The sequence below is a fragment of the Pseudarthrobacter phenanthrenivorans Sphe3 genome, assembly GCF_000189535.1.
In the GTDB taxonomy this organism is placed as follows: domain Bacteria; phylum Actinomycetota; class Actinomycetes; order Actinomycetales; family Micrococcaceae; genus Arthrobacter; species Arthrobacter phenanthrenivorans.
The window spans coordinates 2,093,369-2,110,125 of record NC_015145.1; the positions used below are offsets into that span (position 1 = coordinate 2,093,369).

General features: G+C 65.2%; 14 protein-coding genes. 3 read left to right on the forward strand and 11 right to left on the reverse strand.

What is annotated here, in order from left to right; genetic code table 11:
- Positions 1–12: 12 nt before the first annotated feature.
- The 3 genes from ASPHE3_RS09645 to leuA form a co-directional block, all read right to left on the reverse strand.
- Positions 13–840, reverse strand: a complete 828-nt coding sequence (locus ASPHE3_RS09645; protein ID WP_013601035.1) for an isoprenyl transferase — start codon at positions 838–840, stop codon at positions 13–15.
- A 2-nt stretch (positions 841–842) separates the two neighbouring features.
- On the reverse strand, positions 843–1,595 hold the full coding sequence (gene recO / locus ASPHE3_RS09650) for a DNA repair protein RecO (RefSeq protein WP_013601036.1): 753 nt from the start codon (positions 1,593–1,595) through the stop codon (positions 843–845).
- A gap of 103 nt (positions 1,596–1,698) precedes the next feature.
- Positions 1,699–3,438, reverse strand: a complete 1,740-nt coding sequence (leuA, locus tag ASPHE3_RS09655; protein WP_041652066.1) for a 2-isopropylmalate synthase — start codon at positions 3,436–3,438, stop codon at positions 1,699–1,701.
- Positions 3,439–3,691: 253 nt separating this feature from the next.
- Between leuA and ASPHE3_RS09660 the strand changes: the two genes are divergently transcribed.
- On the forward strand, positions 3,692–5,644 hold the full coding sequence (locus ASPHE3_RS09660; RefSeq protein WP_013601038.1) for a M13 family metallopeptidase: 1,953 nt from the start codon (positions 3,692–3,694) through the stop codon (positions 5,642–5,644).
- Positions 5,645–5,739: 95 nt separating this feature from the next.
- Here the strand turns inward: ASPHE3_RS09660 and ASPHE3_RS09665 are convergent, their stop codons facing one another.
- The 5 genes from ASPHE3_RS09665 to ASPHE3_RS09685 all read right to left on the reverse strand — a co-directional run bounded on the left by ASPHE3_RS09665 (position 5,740) and on the right by ASPHE3_RS09685 (position 11,237).
- Complete coding sequence (locus ASPHE3_RS09665) at positions 5,740–7,188, reverse strand: LCP family protein (protein WP_013601039.1); 1,449 nt, start codon at positions 7,186–7,188, stop codon at positions 5,740–5,742.
- Positions 7,189–7,407: 219 nt separating this feature from the next.
- Positions 7,408–8,367: a GTPase Era gene (era, locus tag ASPHE3_RS09670; protein WP_013601040.1), complete on the reverse strand. Its 960-nt coding sequence runs from the start codon at positions 8,365–8,367 to the stop codon at positions 7,408–7,410.
- On the reverse strand, positions 8,351–9,682 hold the full coding sequence (locus ASPHE3_RS09675) for a hemolysin family protein (protein WP_013601041.1): 1,332 nt from the start codon (positions 9,680–9,682) through the stop codon (positions 8,351–8,353). The genes era and ASPHE3_RS09675 overlap by 17 nt, the downstream gene beginning before the upstream one ends.
- Complete coding sequence (gene ybeY, locus ASPHE3_RS09680) at positions 9,679–10,152, reverse strand: rRNA maturation RNase YbeY (protein ID WP_013601042.1); 474 nt, start codon at positions 10,150–10,152, stop codon at positions 9,679–9,681. The genes ASPHE3_RS09675 and ybeY overlap by 4 nt, the downstream gene beginning before the upstream one ends.
- The gene (locus ASPHE3_RS09685) at positions 10,149–11,237 is read right to left on the reverse strand and encodes a PhoH family protein (protein ID WP_041652769.1); all 1,089 of its coding nucleotides are present in this window, start codon (positions 11,235–11,237) and stop codon (positions 10,149–10,151) included. Before ASPHE3_RS09685 ends, ybeY begins: the two co-directional genes overlap by 4 nt.
- Positions 11,238–11,593: 356 nt before the next feature.
- Between ASPHE3_RS09685 and ASPHE3_RS09690 the strand changes: the two genes are divergently transcribed.
- Positions 11,594–12,541, forward strand: a complete 948-nt coding sequence (locus ASPHE3_RS09690; RefSeq protein ID WP_013601044.1) for a GerMN domain-containing protein — start codon at positions 11,594–11,596, stop codon at positions 12,539–12,541.
- Positions 12,542–12,588: 47 nt separating this feature from the next.
- Here ASPHE3_RS09690 and ASPHE3_RS09695 read toward each other — a convergent pair whose 3' ends face one another.
- From ASPHE3_RS09695 to hrcA, 3 genes are all read right to left on the reverse strand, one after another.
- The gene (locus ASPHE3_RS09695) at positions 12,589–13,368 is read right to left on the reverse strand and encodes a 16S rRNA (uracil(1498)-N(3))-methyltransferase (RefSeq protein WP_041652069.1); all 780 of its coding nucleotides are present in this window, start codon (positions 13,366–13,368) and stop codon (positions 12,589–12,591) included.
- 2 nt (positions 13,369–13,370) lie between these two features.
- Positions 13,371–14,498 carry a molecular chaperone DnaJ gene (dnaJ, locus tag ASPHE3_RS09700; RefSeq protein ID WP_013601046.1) on the reverse strand — a complete coding sequence of 376 codons (1,128 nt, stop codon included), beginning with the start codon at positions 14,496–14,498 and terminating at the stop codon, positions 13,371–13,373.
- Between the two features lie 81 nt (positions 14,499–14,579).
- Positions 14,580–15,593 (reverse strand): heat-inducible transcriptional repressor HrcA, encoded by a 1,014-nt coding sequence (gene hrcA, locus ASPHE3_RS09705; protein ID WP_013601047.1) that lies wholly within the window; start codon positions 15,591–15,593, stop codon positions 14,580–14,582.
- A gap of 179 nt (positions 15,594–15,772) precedes the next feature.
- Between hrcA and ASPHE3_RS09710 the strand changes: the two genes are divergently transcribed.
- The gene (locus tag ASPHE3_RS09710) at positions 15,773–16,621 is read left to right on the forward strand and encodes a DUF3097 domain-containing protein (protein ID WP_013601048.1); all 849 of its coding nucleotides are present in this window, start codon (positions 15,773–15,775) and stop codon (positions 16,619–16,621) included.
- Positions 16,622–16,757 lie beyond the last annotated feature (136 nt).

Consider the following 16,757-nt stretch of genomic DNA (forward strand, 5'->3'; position numbering starts at 1 on the left):
GGCCGCCTTGCGCTAGCTGCCCGCCGGAGCTGCGGCGTCCACGGCTCCTCCGTACCGGCGGTCCCGCTGAGCGTACTCTTCAACCGCCGCCCAGAGCGTCCGGCGGTCGACATCCGGCCAGAGAGTATCCATGAACACAAATTCGGCGTACGCGGACTGCCAGAGCAGGAAATTGGACAACCGCTGCTCACCCGAGCTGCGGAGGAACAGGTCCACGTCCGGCAGGTCCGGCTCGTCAAGGTACTTCTGGATGGTCCGCTCGGTGATGGCACCCGGCTTCAGCCTGCCGGCGGCAACCTCGGCGGCTATGGCCGAGACGGCGTCAGTAATCTCCGCCCGCCCGCCGTAATTAACACACATGGTCAACGTGCAGGTGCTGTTGCCGGCGGTGAACTCCTCCGCCTCCTCCAGCTCCCGGATAACAGAACCCCAAAGCCGCGGGCGCCTGCCGGACCAGCGGACACGCACGCCCCATTCGTCGAGCTGGTTCCGTTGCCTCCGCAGCACGTCCTTGTTAAATCCCATCAGGAAGCGGACTTCCTCCGGAGACCGGCGCCAGTTCTCCGTGGAAAACGCATAAACGCTGACGTACTCAATGCCCAGTTCGATGGCCCCCGCCATGACGTCCAGGAGCGCCGGCTCCCCTGCCTTGTGCCCTTCAATCCGGGGCAGTCCGCGCTGGTTGGCCCACCGGCCGTTGCCGTCCATCACAATTGCCACGTGCCGGGGGATGAATTCCGCCGGGATGGCCGGCGCCACGGCCCCGGAGGGATGAGGGTACGGGGCAACCACTGGATGGGTGCGCTTACGGGAGGCTGTGTTCTTTTTGCCGAGGGCCACTGTCAGCTTCGCTCCACATGTTTGAGGGACTTCAGGACTCGTTCGAGGTGCCATTGGAGGTAGGCGGCCACCAGGCCGGCAGCCTCTTTGCGGTGGACGGGCAGGGATGCGTCCGCAGTCGCCCAGTCGCCGGTGAGCAGCGCGGCCAGCAGGAGCACGGTTTTTGCTGCCGGCGCCGGCGATCCGGGCGGCCTGCACCCACCGCACACCATCCCTCCCAGGGCGGCCGAAAAAGCCGTGTGCGGGCCCGGCATCCCACAACGGGCGCAATGCGTGAAGCTTGGCGCCCAGCCACCGGTGGCCAATGCCCTTAGGAGATAGGAATCGAGGATCAGGCCGGCTGCGTGCTCGTCCCTGCTGAGCGATGCCAGCGCCCCCACCAGGAGGTTGTATTGAGCGGTACCGGCCTCGCCGTCGACATCTGTCAGCTTCTCCGCCGTCTCCGTCATGGCGGCCGCCACGGTATAACGGCCATAGTCCGCCGCGATGCTTCCGCCATACGCACCCTTGGCAACAGCCTGGGTCACGATGTCCAGGGTCTTGCCGGACACGAGCTGGAGATCGGCCACCATGAACGGCTCAAGCCGGGCACCGAACCTGCTGCTGGTGCGCCGGACACCCTTGGCGACGGCGCGCACCTGGCCATGGTGTTTGGTCAGCAACGTGATGATCCGGTCAGCCTCCCCCAGTTTGTGGGTGCGCAGGACGACGGCGTCGTCCCGGTACGCGCGGGAGGCGAAAGAGTGTTGGGCCACGCCTTTATCTTCCCATCCTTTTGCGGCGCGGCAGCGCCCGCGCCACACTGCGCAAGCCGGGCGCCGCCGGGTTGAACCCGGCGGCACCCGGCAAGGCGGTGGATCAGGCCTGGGCGTCCCTGATGGCGCGGTTGACGGCGGAAATAACCGCCTTCAGCGAGGACATGCTGGTGTTGGCATCGATCCCGACGCCCCACAGGACCCGCTCCCCCACCGCACACTCAACATAAGCCGCTGCCATGGCGTTGCCGCCCTCGGACAGGGCGTGCTCGCTGTAATCCAGGACACGGACGTCCACGCCGTCCTCCCGCAGGATGCTCAGCAGGGCGGCGATGGGACCATTGCCCGTTCCTGTCCGCTGGACCTGCAGCCCATCCACGGTGAGTGAGGCGTGAAGCGTCATGCCGCCGTCGCCATCAGTCTCAGTTTTGACGGCACCCAGGGAGTAGCGGCCCCACTGGCCGTCGGTCTTGCCGGACGGCAGGTATTCGTCCTGGAACACCTGCCACAGCTGGGCGCCGCTGACTTCGCCGCCCACGGTATCCGTGCGCTTCTGGATCACGCCGGAGAATTCGATCTGGGCGCGGCGCGGCAGGTCCAGGCTGTGCTCGTTCTTGAGCAGGTATGCCACGCCACCCTTGCCCGACTGGGAGTTGACCCGGATGACGGCCTCGTAGCTGCGGCCCAGGTCCTTGGGATCCACCGGCAGGTACGGCACCTGCCAGGTGAAGTCCTCCACAGGCTTGCCCGCGGCGGCAGCATCCCGCTCCAACGCTTCGAAGCCCTTTTTGATGGCGTCCTGGTGGGAGCCGGAGAATGCCGTGAAAACCAGGTCCCCGCCGTAGGGGGAACGTTCCGGGACGGGCAGCTGGTTGCAGTACTCAACCGTGCGGCGGACGTCATCAATGTTGGAGAAATCGATCATGGGGTCGATGCCCTGCACGAACAGGTTCAGGCCCAGGGTGACCAGGTCCACGTTGCCGGTCCGCTCGCCGTTTCCGAACAGGCAGCCTTCGATCCGGTCGGCTCCGGCCATATAGCCCAGTTCAGCTGCAGCCACGCCGGTGCCGCGGTCGTTGTGCGGGTGCAGTGACAGGATGATGCCCTCCCGCGGGTGCAGGTGCCGGCTCATCCACTCGATCGAATCCGCATAGATGTTGGGGGTGGCCATTTCCACGGTGGCCGGCAGGTTGATGATGACCTGGCGGTCCGCGGAGGCCTCGAAGACATCGGCGACGGCGTTGCAGACGCGCACGGCGTATTCCAGTTCAGTGCCGGTAAAGGATTCCGGGGAGTATTCGTAGGTCACGTGCGTGTCTACGAGGGTTTCCTCGTATTTCCTGCACAGCCGCGCACCCTGCAGTGCGATGTCCAGGATTCCGTCCTCGTCCTGGTTGAAGACCACGCGGCGCTGGAGCACCGAGGTGGAGTTGTAGAGGTGCACGATGGCCTGCTTGGCGCCCACCAGGGACTCGTAGGTCCGCTCGATCAGGTGCTCGCGGGCCTGGGTCAGGACCTGGATGGTGACATCGTCCGGGATGTGGTTGCCCTCGATCAGCTGGCGGACGAAGTCGAAGTCCGTCTGCGACGCGGAGGGAAAGCCCACCTCGATTTCCTTGTAGCCCATGCGGACCAGCAGGTCGAACATCTTCATCTTGCGGGCCGGGCTCATGGGGTCGATCAGTGCCTGGTTGCCGTCGCGCAGGTCCACCGCACACCAGCGCGGGGCCTTGGTGATGATCTTGTCCGGCCAGGTACGGTCCGGCAGTTCAACCTTGATCTGGTCCTGGAACGGGATGTAGCGGTGGGCAGGCATTCCAGAGGGCTTCTGTGCGTTTCGCATTACTTTCGGGGCCTTTTCTGTGGTTCTTCGTTGAAAGGGTGGCCGGGCAACACAAACTCCGCAGCGAGGGTGGGCCTTGCGCTAGATCGCGTCTGAGGCCTCGCCGCGGCAGCTAAGAAGGAGAAGCTCTGCACGCACCTTTTGAGAGTAGCACGCGTGCGTAAGATGAAAGGGCACTACCGTCCGTAAAGTCCACCATGCAGACGCCGCGCGGTAATCCTCCGGTTGCGGCTCTTCATCAGAAGGAGTTTCAGTGCGCATTTCGGGGATCGACCTGTCCACCATCGATTACACGGTCCGGCCGCAGGATGACCTTTACCAGCACGTCAACGGCGCATGGCTCAAGGCCACCGAGATTCCCGACGACCGGCCATTGGAGGGCACGTTCACAGCACTCCGTGATGGTTCCGAGATTGCTGTCCGGGACATTATCGAAGAGGCTGCAGCCAAGGGGGCCGCCGCCAGCGGAATTGAACGGAAGATCGGCGATCTCTACAACAGCTTCATGGACGAGGCTGCCGTGGAGGCCAAAGGCATTGAACCCATCCGCCAGCGCCTCGCGGAGGTGTTCGCCACCTCCTCCGTGGCGGAGCTCGTCTCGTTGGCAGGCCGGCTTTTCCGGGCCGACGTCGGCGGGCTCTTCTACATCTACCCGGCGCCGGACGCCGGCAACCCGGACCGGGTCCTGCTGTACACCGGGCAAGGAGGCCTCGGCCTGCCGGACGAGTCCTACTACCGGGAAGAGAAGTTTGCCCCGATGGTCACCGCCTACACCGCGCATGTCAGGACCATGCTCGGACTGGCCGGGGTTGCCGATGCCGCTGAGGCTGCTGAACGGGTGGTGCAGCTGGAGACCAAGCTTGCCTCCCACCATTGGGACAACGTCACCCTCCGCAACCCGCAGAAGACGTACAACCTCAAGTCCGCCGACGAAGCCGCCGCCCTGTTCCCGCTGCTGGATGCCTGGTTCGACGCTGCCGGCATCGACCGGGAGAAGCGGCAGGAGATCGTGGTGAGCACCCCTCCGTTCTTCGAGGGGGCAGCGGGCCTGGTGGAGTCTGAGCCCCTGGCGCACTGGCAGGAATGGCTGGCGATGCGGGTGGTGAGCGCGGCGGCACCGTACCTGTCGAAAGCCTTCGTGGACGCAAACTTCGCCTTTTACGGAACCACGATCAGCGGCACGCCGCGGAACAAGGACCGGTGGAAGCGGGGCGTCGCCGTCGTCGAGGCCGCTTTGGGTGAGGCCGTGGGCCAGATTTATGTGGCCCGGCACTTTCCGGAGTCCCACAAGGCACGCATGCAGACGCTCGTTGCCAACCTTATTGAGGCCTATCGGCGCAGTATCACCGCGGTGGGCTGGATGGGCGAGGCCACCAAGGCCGAAGCCCTCCGCAAGCTCGAGGGATTCCGGGCAAAGATCGGATACCCGGACCAGTGGATCGACTACTCCGCAGTGGAAATCGACCCCGCTGACCTGCTGGGTAACGTTGAGCGCGCGCATAACGCCGACGTCGACCGGCACCTTGACGAGGTTGGCAAGCCGGTGGACCGCAACAAGTGGTTGATGACGCCGCAGACAGTCAATGCGTACTACCACCCCATGATGAACGAGATTGTCTTCCCGGCGGCGATACTGCAGCCTCCGTTCTTCACCGCTGATGCCGACGACGCCGTGAACTACGGCGGTATCGGTGCCGTGATCGGACACGAGATCGGGCATGGATTCGATGACCAGGGATCACAGTTCGACGGCGGCGGGGCCCTGCGGAACTGGTGGACTGAGGAAGACCGCCAGGCCTTCGAAAAGCTCACCGCACAACTGGTGGCCCAGTTTGAAGTCCTGTCCCCGTCAGCGGCAGCCGGCCACAACGTCAACGGCCGCCTCACCCTGGGCGAGAACATCGGCGACCTGGCAGGCCTCACCATCGCCTACAAGGCCTACCAGATCAGCTTGGATGGAAAGGAACCGGAGGTACTGGACGGGCTCACCGGCGAGCAGCGCTTCTTCGCTTCATGGGCGGCAGGGTGGCGGCAGGTCATCCGGCCGGAGGAGGCCATCCGGCGGCTGGCCACGGACCCGCACTCCCCCAATGAGTTCCGCACCAATGCCATCGCAAAGAACCTGGACGCCTTCCACGAGGCGTTCGACGTGTCCGAACAGGACGGTATGTGGATGCCGCCCGCGGAGCGCGTCAGCATCTGGTAAGCAATGAAAGCAGCGGGGCCCGCCACCAGGCGGGCCCCGCTGCTTACTTTAATGCGCTGCCTTGTCCGGCGGCTGCGGAGCGGTTTCCCTGGCCCCTAGCCTTCGACGATCAGGGCGGGGTTGGCCTGCTGGCAGGACGCGTCCTTCGCAGTCTGGTTGACGATGTCGTCCGGCAGCGCGGGAACCCCATACGTGGCCCCGGCCGTGAAATCGGTCCCCAGATATACCTGGACGCCAGGGATGTTCGCGGAAGGCACCATCTGGGCGGCGGGAATGCCGAGCACTGCCGCAACGTCCGCAGCCACATCGGCGAAGCCCGGGCCGTAGTACACCACCGACTGGGCCACCGCTGTTGCCTCAAACTGGGCAGTTTGGGTGAAGCCGCCCGAAACCAGCGCCTGCACGATCTCCCGGGCACGTCCGGGAACGCCGCTGCCGTTGGCCACGGTGACCGGTTGGAGGGCCTTGTCGTAGGGAGGGAGGGGCGGAGCTGTTTCCGTGGGGGCCGTCGTCGGGGGTGCCGGCGTTTCCGTCGGCGAGGGGGACGGCGCCGTGGGGTCGGTCAGGTCCACGTCCTTCCTGAGCGCCGAGAAGAGCTGCGAGCCGGCCGGCTCTGCTATCTGGAGCCTGTTGGGATCGAGAAGTGCCGGGGTGGTGGGCACGGCCACGAACGCCACCTTGCTGATGTCGATGTCCTTGAGCCGGTTGCCGATCGTGAGGAGGCTGGGGACGGAAGCAAGGCCTTCGTCGACGGTCAGGTTCTGGGTGACCACGTCCGCGATTTTGAGCATCCTGCCGGGATCCGACAGTGTTCCGTCGTCCTTGATCTTGCGGGTGAGCGAGGAAAGGAATCCCTGCTGGGCCTTGATCCGGCCCAGGTCACCGCCGTCGGCAAAGGCGTGGCGGGTCCGCAGGAAGGCGAGGGCCATTTCCCCCTGGACGGTTGAGGTACCGGCCGGGAGCCGGAGCCGGGAGTCGGGATCGTAGACGGCGTCGCTGATGCATACCTCAACGCCGCCGACGGCGTTGGACAGCTCTTTCACCGCATTGAAGTCGGCCATCATGAAGTGGTCCACTTCCAGCCCCGTGATCTGGTTGACGGTGTCCACCGCGCAGCCGATGCCGGCCTCGGCCATGGCTTCATTGATCATGACTCCGCTGCGGGCGGGATAAACCTGGTTGGTTTCACCGTCTTTGCACTCCGGGATGTCCACCAGCAAGTCCCGCGGAAAACTGATGACGCTCACGCGCTTGTTGTCCTCCGAGATGTCCATCAGCATCATGACGTCGGACTTGCCATATCCCTTGGAGTCGTCGGCAGTGCCGTATTCGGCGTTCTTGCCCTCCCGGGTGTCAGAGCCGAGAATCAGGATCTGCATGCGGCCGGTGGCATCGCTCACCGACTCTGTGCTCCCGCCGCCCGCGTTCAGCGGGGCTTTGGATATGTTGTTCTGGAGGCGAAGGAACCAGAATCCCGCGAACACCAGGCCGCCCACCATGGCCAGCGCAAGGATGGCAGTGACGGCCTTCAGCCACGCCGGCATCGTGCGCACGGGTCCAAGATGCCGGGCTGCTCCGACTGCCGCATCATCAGCGTGGCGGGACACGGGTCCCCTCCCCACTGACGCATCGGATCCTTTGTCGCGTCTGTCGCGGCCTAGCCCCACGTGGTGAACCTTCCTCTAAAATCGAAATCCGGCCCATTTTAGTGGTCCAGGCTGGGAAATTGCCGGATGGCGGACGCTGCCGCGCGGCTGACGGGGCTAGAAGCCCAGCTTCACCAGCTGTTTCGGATCGCGCTGCCAGTCTTTTGCCACCTTCACGTGAAGGTCAAGGTAGATGCGTGTGCCCAGGAGCGCCTCGATGCCTTTTCGGGCGTTGGTGCCCACTTCACGCAGGCGGCTGCCGCCCTTACCGATGATAATGGCCTTCTGCGAGGGACGCTCAACGTACAGGTTCACCCGCACGTCCAGCAGCGGGCTGTCCTCCGGCCGGTCTTCCCGGGGAACGATCTCCTCCACCACCACTGCGAGGGAATGGGGCAACTCATCGCGGACCCCTTCCAGCGCCGCCTCGCGGATGAGCTCGGCAACCATGACGGCCTCCGGCTCGTCCGTAAGTTCGCCGTCCGGGTACAGCGGGGGCGACGGCGGCATGTGGCTGATGAGGACATCGGCCACCGTGTCCACCTGGAATCCATCGGCGGCGGACACGGGAACGATGTCCTTCCAGCCTTCCTCCCCCAGCACTTCCCGGCCGAGGGCGGCCACGGCCAGCAACTGCTCCGTCAACGCCTGGCGGTCCACCAGGTCGGCCTTGGTGACGATGGCGATCACCGGTTTGCGCCCCACCGCGGCCAGCTGGGCCGCAATGAACTTGTCGCCGGGCCCGATCTTTTCGTTGGCCGGCAGGCAGAACCCGATCGCGTCAACCTCGGCCAGCGTGTCCGCAACGAGCTCATTAAGCCGTTTGCCAAGGAGGGTGCGGGGCCGGTGCAGCCCCGGAGTGTCCACCAGGATGAGCTGCGCGTCCTGCCGGTGCACGATGCCGCGGATGGTGTGGCGCGTGGTCTGGGGCTTGGCGGACGTAATGGCCACCTTCTTGCCCACCAGCGCGTTGGTCAGGGTGGATTTGCCGGCGTTGGGACGGCCCACAAGGACCGAGAACCCTGCACGGAAACCACCGAAGTCGTCCTGGCTTTCGCCCTTATTTTTCTTGCTCACGTGGAACTCCCTGCTGGGTTGCTTCCGCCTCTTCGAAGAGGTCCTCAAAGTCAGTGTCTTCTTTTGCCAGTGGCGCCGCAATGATGTGGCTGACCCGGTTGCGGCGGCCTTCCAGCCGGTCCGCGCGCAGGGACACACCGTGGACTTCCACGGTGCTTCCCACGATAGGCACCCGGCCCAGGGCCTTTGCCAGGAGGCCACCCACGGTGTCCACCTCGTCGTCGTCGAGTTCAATGTCGAAAAGCTCGCCCAGGTCGTCGATGCCCATGCGCGCGCTGACCCGGTAGGAACCGTCGCCCAGCTCCACCGCCTCCGCGCTTTCCGTGTCGTACTCATCCACGATCTCGCCCACGATTTCCTCGATGAGGTCCTCCAGGGTGACCAGACCGGCCGTCCCGCCGTACTCGTCGATCACGATGGCGACGTGCGTGGATTCCTTCTGCAGCTCACGGAGCAGGTCGCTGACCGGCTTGGACTCGGGCACGTAACGTACTTCCCGGGCGAGCGACTCCACCGGAGGCGGCTCCTCGTTGGGGGCCAGCTCATGGATCACCGCGGCAACATCCTTCAGGTAGATGATGCCCAGGATCTGGTCCGTGCTTTCCCCGATGACCGGGATCCTGGAATAGCCTGAACGAAGGAAGAGGGACATGGCCTGCCGGAGGCTTGACCCCGCCTCAATGGTGAGGATGTCAGTGCGGGGAACCATGACTGCGCGGACCAGGGTGTCTCCGAAATCGAAGACGGACTGGATCATCTCAGCCTCGGTGTCCTCGATCATGTCCGATTCGCTGGCGCGTTCCACGAGTTCACGGAACTCCTGCTCACTGAAGAACGCTTCGTCGCCGCCGGGCGCGCCCGGGGCGGCCGTACTTCCCAGCCTCACGAGCCACCCGGGGATCGGGCCGAGGACCCAGGTGAGGAAACGGATGGTCGGGGCGGTGAAGCGCACCACGGCCGCCGAATGGAGCCGGCCCAGCTGCCGCGGGGACACCCCCACTATCACGAAGCCGAGCAGCGCCATGATGCCGGTGGCTGCAAGTCCTGCGAGCCAGACACTGTCCAGGAGGCTGTAGAGGAGCACCGCAACGGCCACCGCGGAAGCCATTTCGAACCAGATGCGCCAGAACCGCAACGCCCGGATGTGTGCTACCGGCTGGCGCAGGATCTTCCGCAGTGCACCGCCACGGCTCTTGAGCAGGGCTTCTTCGGCATCGTGCCGCGGAATGAAATTGAAGGCGGCTTCCGCCGCAGTCAGCAGCGCCGCAACAGCCAGGAAAGCCAAGGCCATTGCGACGAGGAGCAAAGGCGTCACTGGGTTGTCTCGGCAGGCGCTTCTTTGCCCGTGAATCCGGACAGCAGTTCACGCTGGAGCCCGAACATCTCGGCCTTCTCCTCGGGTTCGGCATGGTCGTAGCCGAGGAGGTGCAGGATGCCGTGGGTGGTCAGCAGGAGCATCTCGTCCTGGAGGGTGTGGCCGGCGTTCTTGGCCTGCATCTGGGCAACCTGCGGGCAGATGGCGATATCCCCCAGCATTCCCTGTGGCGTGGGCCGGTCCGGGGTTCCAGGGGTCAGTTCATCCATGGGCACGGACAGCACGTCTGTTGAACCTGGTTCGTCCATCAGCTCGATGTGCAGCTTCTCCATGGCCGGTTCGTCCACGAGGAGTATGGAAAGCTCGGCCTGGGGGTGGATGAAGAGCTGCTCGAAGATGTAGCGGGACAACATCACAAGCTCTGCCTCGTCCACCTGGACGCCGGACTCATTGTTGACTTCGATGCTCACGCGTGTTCCCCCCGTTTTGTGCTGCCCGCCGAGTGCTTCACCCTGCTGCGCTGGACATCATCCCAGATGCTGTAGGCATGGACGATGTCCCCGACCAGGCGGTGGCGGACAACGTCTGCGGCGTCCAGCACCGAGAAGCTGACCCCCTCGATTCCGTCGAGGATCTCCTGCACGATCCGGAGCCCGGAACGGGTGCCAAACGGAAGGTCAACCTGCGTGACGTCCCCGGTGACCACCATCTTGGAACCAAAGCCGAGCCGGGTCAGGAACATCTTCATCTGCTCAGGCGTGGTGTTCTGTGCCTCGTCCAGGATGATGAAGGCGTCGTTCAGGGTACGGCCGCGCATGTATGCCAGCGGAGCAACTTCAATGGTGCCTGCCGCCATCAGCCTGGGGATGGACTCGGGATCCATCATGTCGTGCAGGGCGTCGTAGAGCGGACGCAGGTAGGGATCGATCTTGTCGCTCAGGGTGCCGGGCAGGAATCCCAGCCGCTCCCCCGCCTCGACGGCCGGGCGCGTGAGGATGATGCGGCTGACCTCTTTTTGCTGCAGCGCCTGGACGGCCTTGGCCATGGCCAGGTATGTCTTGCCCGTTCCGGCCGGACCGATGCCGAAAATCACGGTGTTGTCGTCGATGGCGTCAACGTAGTTCTTCTGGTTCAGCGTCTTTGGCCGGATGGTCCTGCCGCGGCTGGAAAGGATGTCGTGGGTGAGCACGTCAACGGGGTTCTGCAGGGACTGGGTACGCAGGAGCGCCACGAGCTGCTGCAGCACGGCCGGGCTGATCACGGTGCCGCGGGCTACGAGTCCTCGGACCTCGTGGAGGAGCCGCATGATCCGGGGCACGTCAGCGGCAGGGCCCGTGATGGAAAGCTCATTGCCGCGGACGTGGAAGTTGACGGCGGGAAACTGCTCTTCGATGAAACGGAGCGCCTCGTCATGGCTTCCCAGCGACTGGACCATCTGATCGGAGTTGTCGAAGAGGACTACCTCGGTACGGCTGCCGGGGAGGGAATGGGGAAATTCCCCCGCTGCGCCGTCTCCCGTGGTGAGCCGGCGCTTTCCATTCGCTGATTCAGTCATAGTGATGGCCCGCAGGCCCGTGATCCCCTCGAAGTCCGTCAACAGTTCCGCCGCTGGGGCCAGCCACCCTTTCCGGCACCCGGCCCAGCGATCCTTCCATCTTACGCCAGCCGCCCTCCGCGCCGGATACGGACAAGGGAGCCGCTGCCGGGAAGTACGTGACCGGGCGGACGTTTTGGGTCATTAGGTATCAACTTCATATCTTCCTCATATCGTTCCCGTTGCAGTTCGGGACAGGAACGCCGTGGCAGCGAATCCGCCCCGGCCCCTGTGCGATGCTGGAAATCCAGCCGTTGGGCTGGGGTTATCGCCGCTTGGGGAGCGGCCGCCACTCATGAAAGGACTGGGCTGCAAAAGTGCCGGAATCTGCTGCGCCCCGCAGGGCAGGACGGACGGGCAGGCGTGCCCGCACCGCCGTCGTCGCAGCGGTCCTTACGGTCATCCCGCTCCTGACAGGGTGCCTGGCCGAGCCGAGCCCATCCCCCACCGGCGTTCTCGCTTCCAGTCCTGCTGCCACCGGCACCGCGCCGGCCACCAGTGCACCCCTTGAAACCACCCAGTCATCCAACAAAGCCCCTGTGTACTGGATCGGCCGGTCCGGCAGCAGCATCTTCCTGTACCGGGAGTTCAGGGATGTTCCCGAGCAGGAGAACCCCGTGACGCGGGCTCTGCGCGCCATGATGTCCGACTCTCCCCTTGACCCGGATTTCTTCACCCCCTGGCAGAACCCGAGCAAGCTGGCCACGTCGATCTCGGGCAAGGACGTCATCACTGTGGACGTGTCCGAGGATGCCTTCAACAGCAATCTCGACGCCGATATGGCCGCCCGGGCCGTGCAGCAGCTTGTCTACACCGCCACCGCTGCGGCGGCCAGTTCGGGGCTGATCGATTCCGGGCAGCAGATCCGGGTGCGGATCCTGGTGGACGGGCACACCGACTACGTTGCCTTCGACCACATCCAGCTCGGTGACCTCATGACCCGGGCCACGGGAATGGTGGCTCCAGTGTGGATCATCGATCCCCAGGAAAATTCGGAAGTACCTGCCGGCAGCGTTAAGATCACTGGCCGGAACACCGTTGCCGGGGGGAAGCTCCGCTGGCAAATCCTGAGGGCGGAGGAGAACGGGGACAAGGTTCCGTTCCTGACGGGCGAGACAACGGCAGCACCGGAGCCCGGCCAGGCCGGGGTTTTCACGCTGGCCCTCACGCTTCCGCCGGGCGCCTACGAGCTGCGCGTGGCCCAGGCCGGCGACAGCGGGGAGCCTGACCAGAACGAGGATTCACGGACTTTCAAAGTCCGCTGAGTCGCTCCCGGACGGTCCGCTTCCCCGAGCAGCTTGAGGGAACCGGTTCAGCCGGCGGGCGCCGCCCAGCGTCCCAGTACATCGCTTGCAAGCACGACGGCGGCGGGTCCTGCAGTGGAGGAGCGCAGCACATGGTGTCCCAGCAGGGCCGTGACAGCCCCCTTGCCGCACAACCGGGTCACTTCACGGGGACTGATGCCTCCCTCAGGCCCGACGATGAGCAGCACCTCCGCGGGCCCGCTTGCGTCCGCACCCTGCCACGCCTCCAGCACAGCCCGCAGGGGACGCACGGCGTCCTCGTGCAGGATGACGGCCAGCTCCGCAGCTTCCACGGCGCCTGCCAGGGCAGCGGTGTCGACGGCGGCGCGCACCTCGGGGACCCATGCCCGGCGGGCCTGTTTCGCGGCGGCCGTAACCACCGACTGCCACTTCGCGTGCGCCTTGGCCGCCCGGTCACCCTTCCAGCGGACGATGGACCGTTCGGACTGCCAGGGAATGACGGCGTCGATTCCAAGCTCAGTGGCCGTCTCTATGGCCAGCTCGTCCCGGTCACCCTTCGCCAGCGCCTGAACCAGTACAAGCCTGGTGCCGGGTTGTTCCTCGAATACCAGGGTCTCGCATTCCACCTCCAGTCCCGACGCAGAGGCGGCAACCACCCTGCCGCGCATCCGGGTCCCGGCACCGTCCACGATGTCCACGGGCTCCCCGGGGGCAAGCCGCTTTACGGTAACCGCGTGCCGAGCTTCCTGCCCTTCAAGGACGAAGACCTCTCCCGCCGCCATCTGGTCCAAGGTGCCTGGAGGGGTGAAAAAGACAGGGTTGCTCACCGCTACAGGTTACCGAACCGGTCCCGGAGCTTTGCGAACATGCCGCCGCTGGCTGCCAGCTTTCCTTCCGTGATCTGTTCACCACGCAGTTTGGCAAGCTGCCGCAGGAGATCTTCCTGGGCGGCGTCAAGCCTGGCGGGAGTATCCACCTGGAGGTGCACTTTCAGGTCGCCGCGGCCGTAACCGCGCAGGTGGGTCACACCCAGTCCGCGAAGAGTGATGATCTCACCTGACTGGGTGCCCGGCTTCACGTCGATTTCCTGGGTACCGTCGAAGGTTTCCAGGCTTACTTCGGTGCCCAGGGCTGCGGCCGTCATGGGGATGTGCAGGGTTGCGTGCAGGTCGTCGTTTTCCCGGACATAGGTGGCATCGTTGTTCACGCGGATCTCGACGTACAGGTCGCCTGCGGGCCCACCGGCGGGACCGGCCTCTCCCTGGCCCGACAGCTGGATGCGGGTGCCCGTTGCCACGCCCGCGGGAACCTTGATGGTGAGGGAACGGCGGCTGCGGATGCGCCCCTGGCCGCTGCATTCGTTGCAGGGGTCCTTGATGACGGTGCCGAAGCCCTCGCAGCTGCCGCAGGGTGCGGCCGTCATGACCTGGCCCAGGATGGACCGGACCGCGCGCTGCACCTGGCCGCTGCCGCCGCAAATGTCGCAGCGTTCGGGGTGGGTGCCGGGGCGGCAGCATGAACCATCGCAGGTCGGGCAGGTGACCGCAGTGTCCACTTCCAGCTTCTTGTTGACGCCGAACACGGCATCGCGCAGTTCGATCCGGACGCTGATGAGGGCGTCCTGGCCGCGCCTGACCCGGGAGGCCGGACCGGAGGTGCCGCCGGCCCCGAAGAAGGTGTCAAAAATGTCCTGGAACGCGAAGCCCTGGCCGGCGTAGCTGCCGCCGCCGAATCCGTTGTCCGTTCCGTTTTCGTTGCCGGTGGTGTCGTACACCCGGCGCTTCTGCGGATCCGAGAGAACTTCGTAGGCGTGGGTCACTGCCTTGAAGCGGTCCGAGGCATCTTCACCGGGATTCACATCCGGGTGAAGGGTGCGGGCCAGTTTGCGGTAGGCCTTCTTGATCTCTTCTCCCGTGGCCTCCGGTGAGACTCCAAGGACGTCGTAGTGGCTGCTCAAAGTTCGTATCTCTTCCTTGTTGTACTGCCTGCAGTTGGACTGCGGGAAATGCGCTGGGGTGTGGGGGCACCCGATGGAATGTCAGGGGCCCAGGATCCGGGAAAGGTAACGGGCAACTGCCCTGACGGCGGCCATGGTGGTGGGATAGTCCATCCGGGTCGGCCCAAGCACGCCGAGCTTCGCCGCGCTGTCGGGCCCGTATCCCGTGGCGACGACTGAGGCTTCCGCCAGCCCGTCGTACGGATTCTCCCGGCCGATGCTGACGGCCACCCCGCGGTGGTCCTGGGCCATCTCGCTGAGCAGCCGAAGCATGACCACCTGCTCCTCGAGTGCTTCCAGGACCGGGCCGATGCTGAGCGGGAAGTCAACGTTGGACCGTGCCAGGTTTGCCGTACCAGCCATGACCATGCGGTCCTCGCGGCTGTTCTGCGCCAGGCCCTCAAGCCCGTGGGCCAGGGCTTGCGCCGCCTGCCTTTGGGCCGGGTTCGCCGTGGCCACCACTGCCGGCAGGGAATGGGCCAGCTGGCTCAGCGGTGTCCCTGCAAGTGACCCAAGGAAACGGGCCCTCAACGCGGCCAGGGCCTCATCCCCCAGGTCCTGTCCAACGTCAATGACGCGCTGTTCCACCTTGCCGCTGTTGGCGATCAGAACCACCAGCACCTTCCGCGGAGCGAGGAGGACAAACTCGATGTGCCTGACGAGGGCCCGGCTCAGGTGCGGATACTGCACCACGGCAACCTGGTTGGTCAGTTGGGACAGCAGCCGGACGGTGCGCTCCAGGACATCGTCCAGGTCATCCGCTCCTTCCAGCAGCGACTGGATGGCCCGCCGTTCGGCCTGCGAGAGCGGCTTGACGGCGGAAATCTGGTCAACGAAGAGCCGGTAACCCTTATCCGTGGGAATCCGGCCGGCGCTGGTGTGCGGGGCGGTGATCAGGCCCTCTTCCTCCAGTGCTGCCATGTCGTTGCGGATCGTTGCACTGGAGACGCCGAGGTGGTGCCGCTCCACGAGGGCCTTGGACCCCACTGGCTCGCGGGAGTGGACATAGTCCTCCACGATGGCACGGAGTACTTCAAGTTTGCGCGGCTCGCTCAACACTCCACCTCCATCCAGGGTCGGGGCGGCACCCGCCGCCTCCAACTGTGCCACCACAGGGGTTAGCACTCGACATGCCTCAGTGCTAACAGTCTAATATGACTCTCCCCGTTGCTAGCATTGGTACCGCTCCGGGCGAAATTCCGGACAGGTGATCTAGCGCTAGGCGGAGTGTATCCATGCAGTACCAGAACTGGGGCCCACAGGACATGTCCGCACCGTCGAAGGCAGCGCTGCCGCAGGTTCCCGTGGAGCGCGGAATGGTGCTGGAGGACGTCCAGTCGGGCTGGGTGGGTGCCGTGACCCGGGTGGAAAAATCGGGCGGCATGCATGTGGTTGCCTTGGAGGACCGGCGCGGCAAGTCGAGGTCGTTCCGGCTGGGCTTCGGGTTCCTCCTTGAGGGACGGCCCATCCAGCTCATGCCGCCGGCTCCAAGGCAGGCAGCGGGGGCGGCTGCGGGCAGGACCGCCTCCGGATCCGTGCGCGTTGCCGGGCAGCGCGCACAGGTGGCCAAGGCGAGCCGCATCTGGGTGGAAGGAAAGCACGACGCCGAACTGGTGGAAAAGGTCTGGGGAGACGACCTGCGTGTGGAGGGAATCGTCGTCGAACCTTTGCACGGCATCGACGACCTGGCTGCCGCGGTAGCCGGCTTCAGGCCCGGTCCGGGCCGGCGGCTTGGCGTGCTGGTGGACCACCTGGTCCCGGACTCCAAGGAGTCCCGGATAGCCGACGCCGTTATGGCTTCACCCGGCGCCGCCGGAAACGTGCTGATCGTGGGGCACCCTTACGTCGATGTGTGGCAGGCCATCCGGCCCTCCGTTCTGGGCATCGACAAATGGCCGGTGGTGCCGCGGGGCCAGGACTGGAAAACCGGGATCCTTGCTGCCTTCGGCTGGCCCCATGCCACCAAGGAGGACATCGGACTGGGGTGGCAGAAACTGCTGGGCGCGGTGCACACCTACGCGGACCTGGAGGCCTCGCTCCTGGGACGGGTTGAAGAGGTTATCGACTTCCTCACGGCACCGTAAACGGCAACCCCTTTGAGGCAACGCGGCAGCCGGAGGCAGGTATCGCGCCGGCAGCCAGTATTCTTGGTACTGCGGATCCTGCCAATTGCGGGCTGCCGCAGCCGAAATGCATTCCAACCAGCACCATTTGCACCTC

Excerpts from the sequence above, each read along its gene's own strand:
- leuA (WP_041652066.1), bottom strand. The coding sequence starts at position 3,438 with ATGCGAAACGCACAGAAGCCCTCTGGAATGCCTGCCCACCGCTACATC.
- ASPHE3_RS09665 (WP_013601039.1), bottom strand. The coding sequence starts at position 7,188 with ATGCCGGCGTGGCTGAAGGCCGTCACTGCCATCCTTGCGCTGGCCATG.
- ASPHE3_RS09685 (WP_041652769.1), bottom strand. The coding sequence starts at position 11,237 with ATGACTGAATCAGCGAATGGAAAGCGCCGGCTCACCACGGGAGACGGC.
- ASPHE3_RS09710 (WP_013601048.1), top strand. The coding sequence starts at position 15,773 with ATGCAGTACCAGAACTGGGGCCCACAGGACATGTCCGCACCGTCGAAG.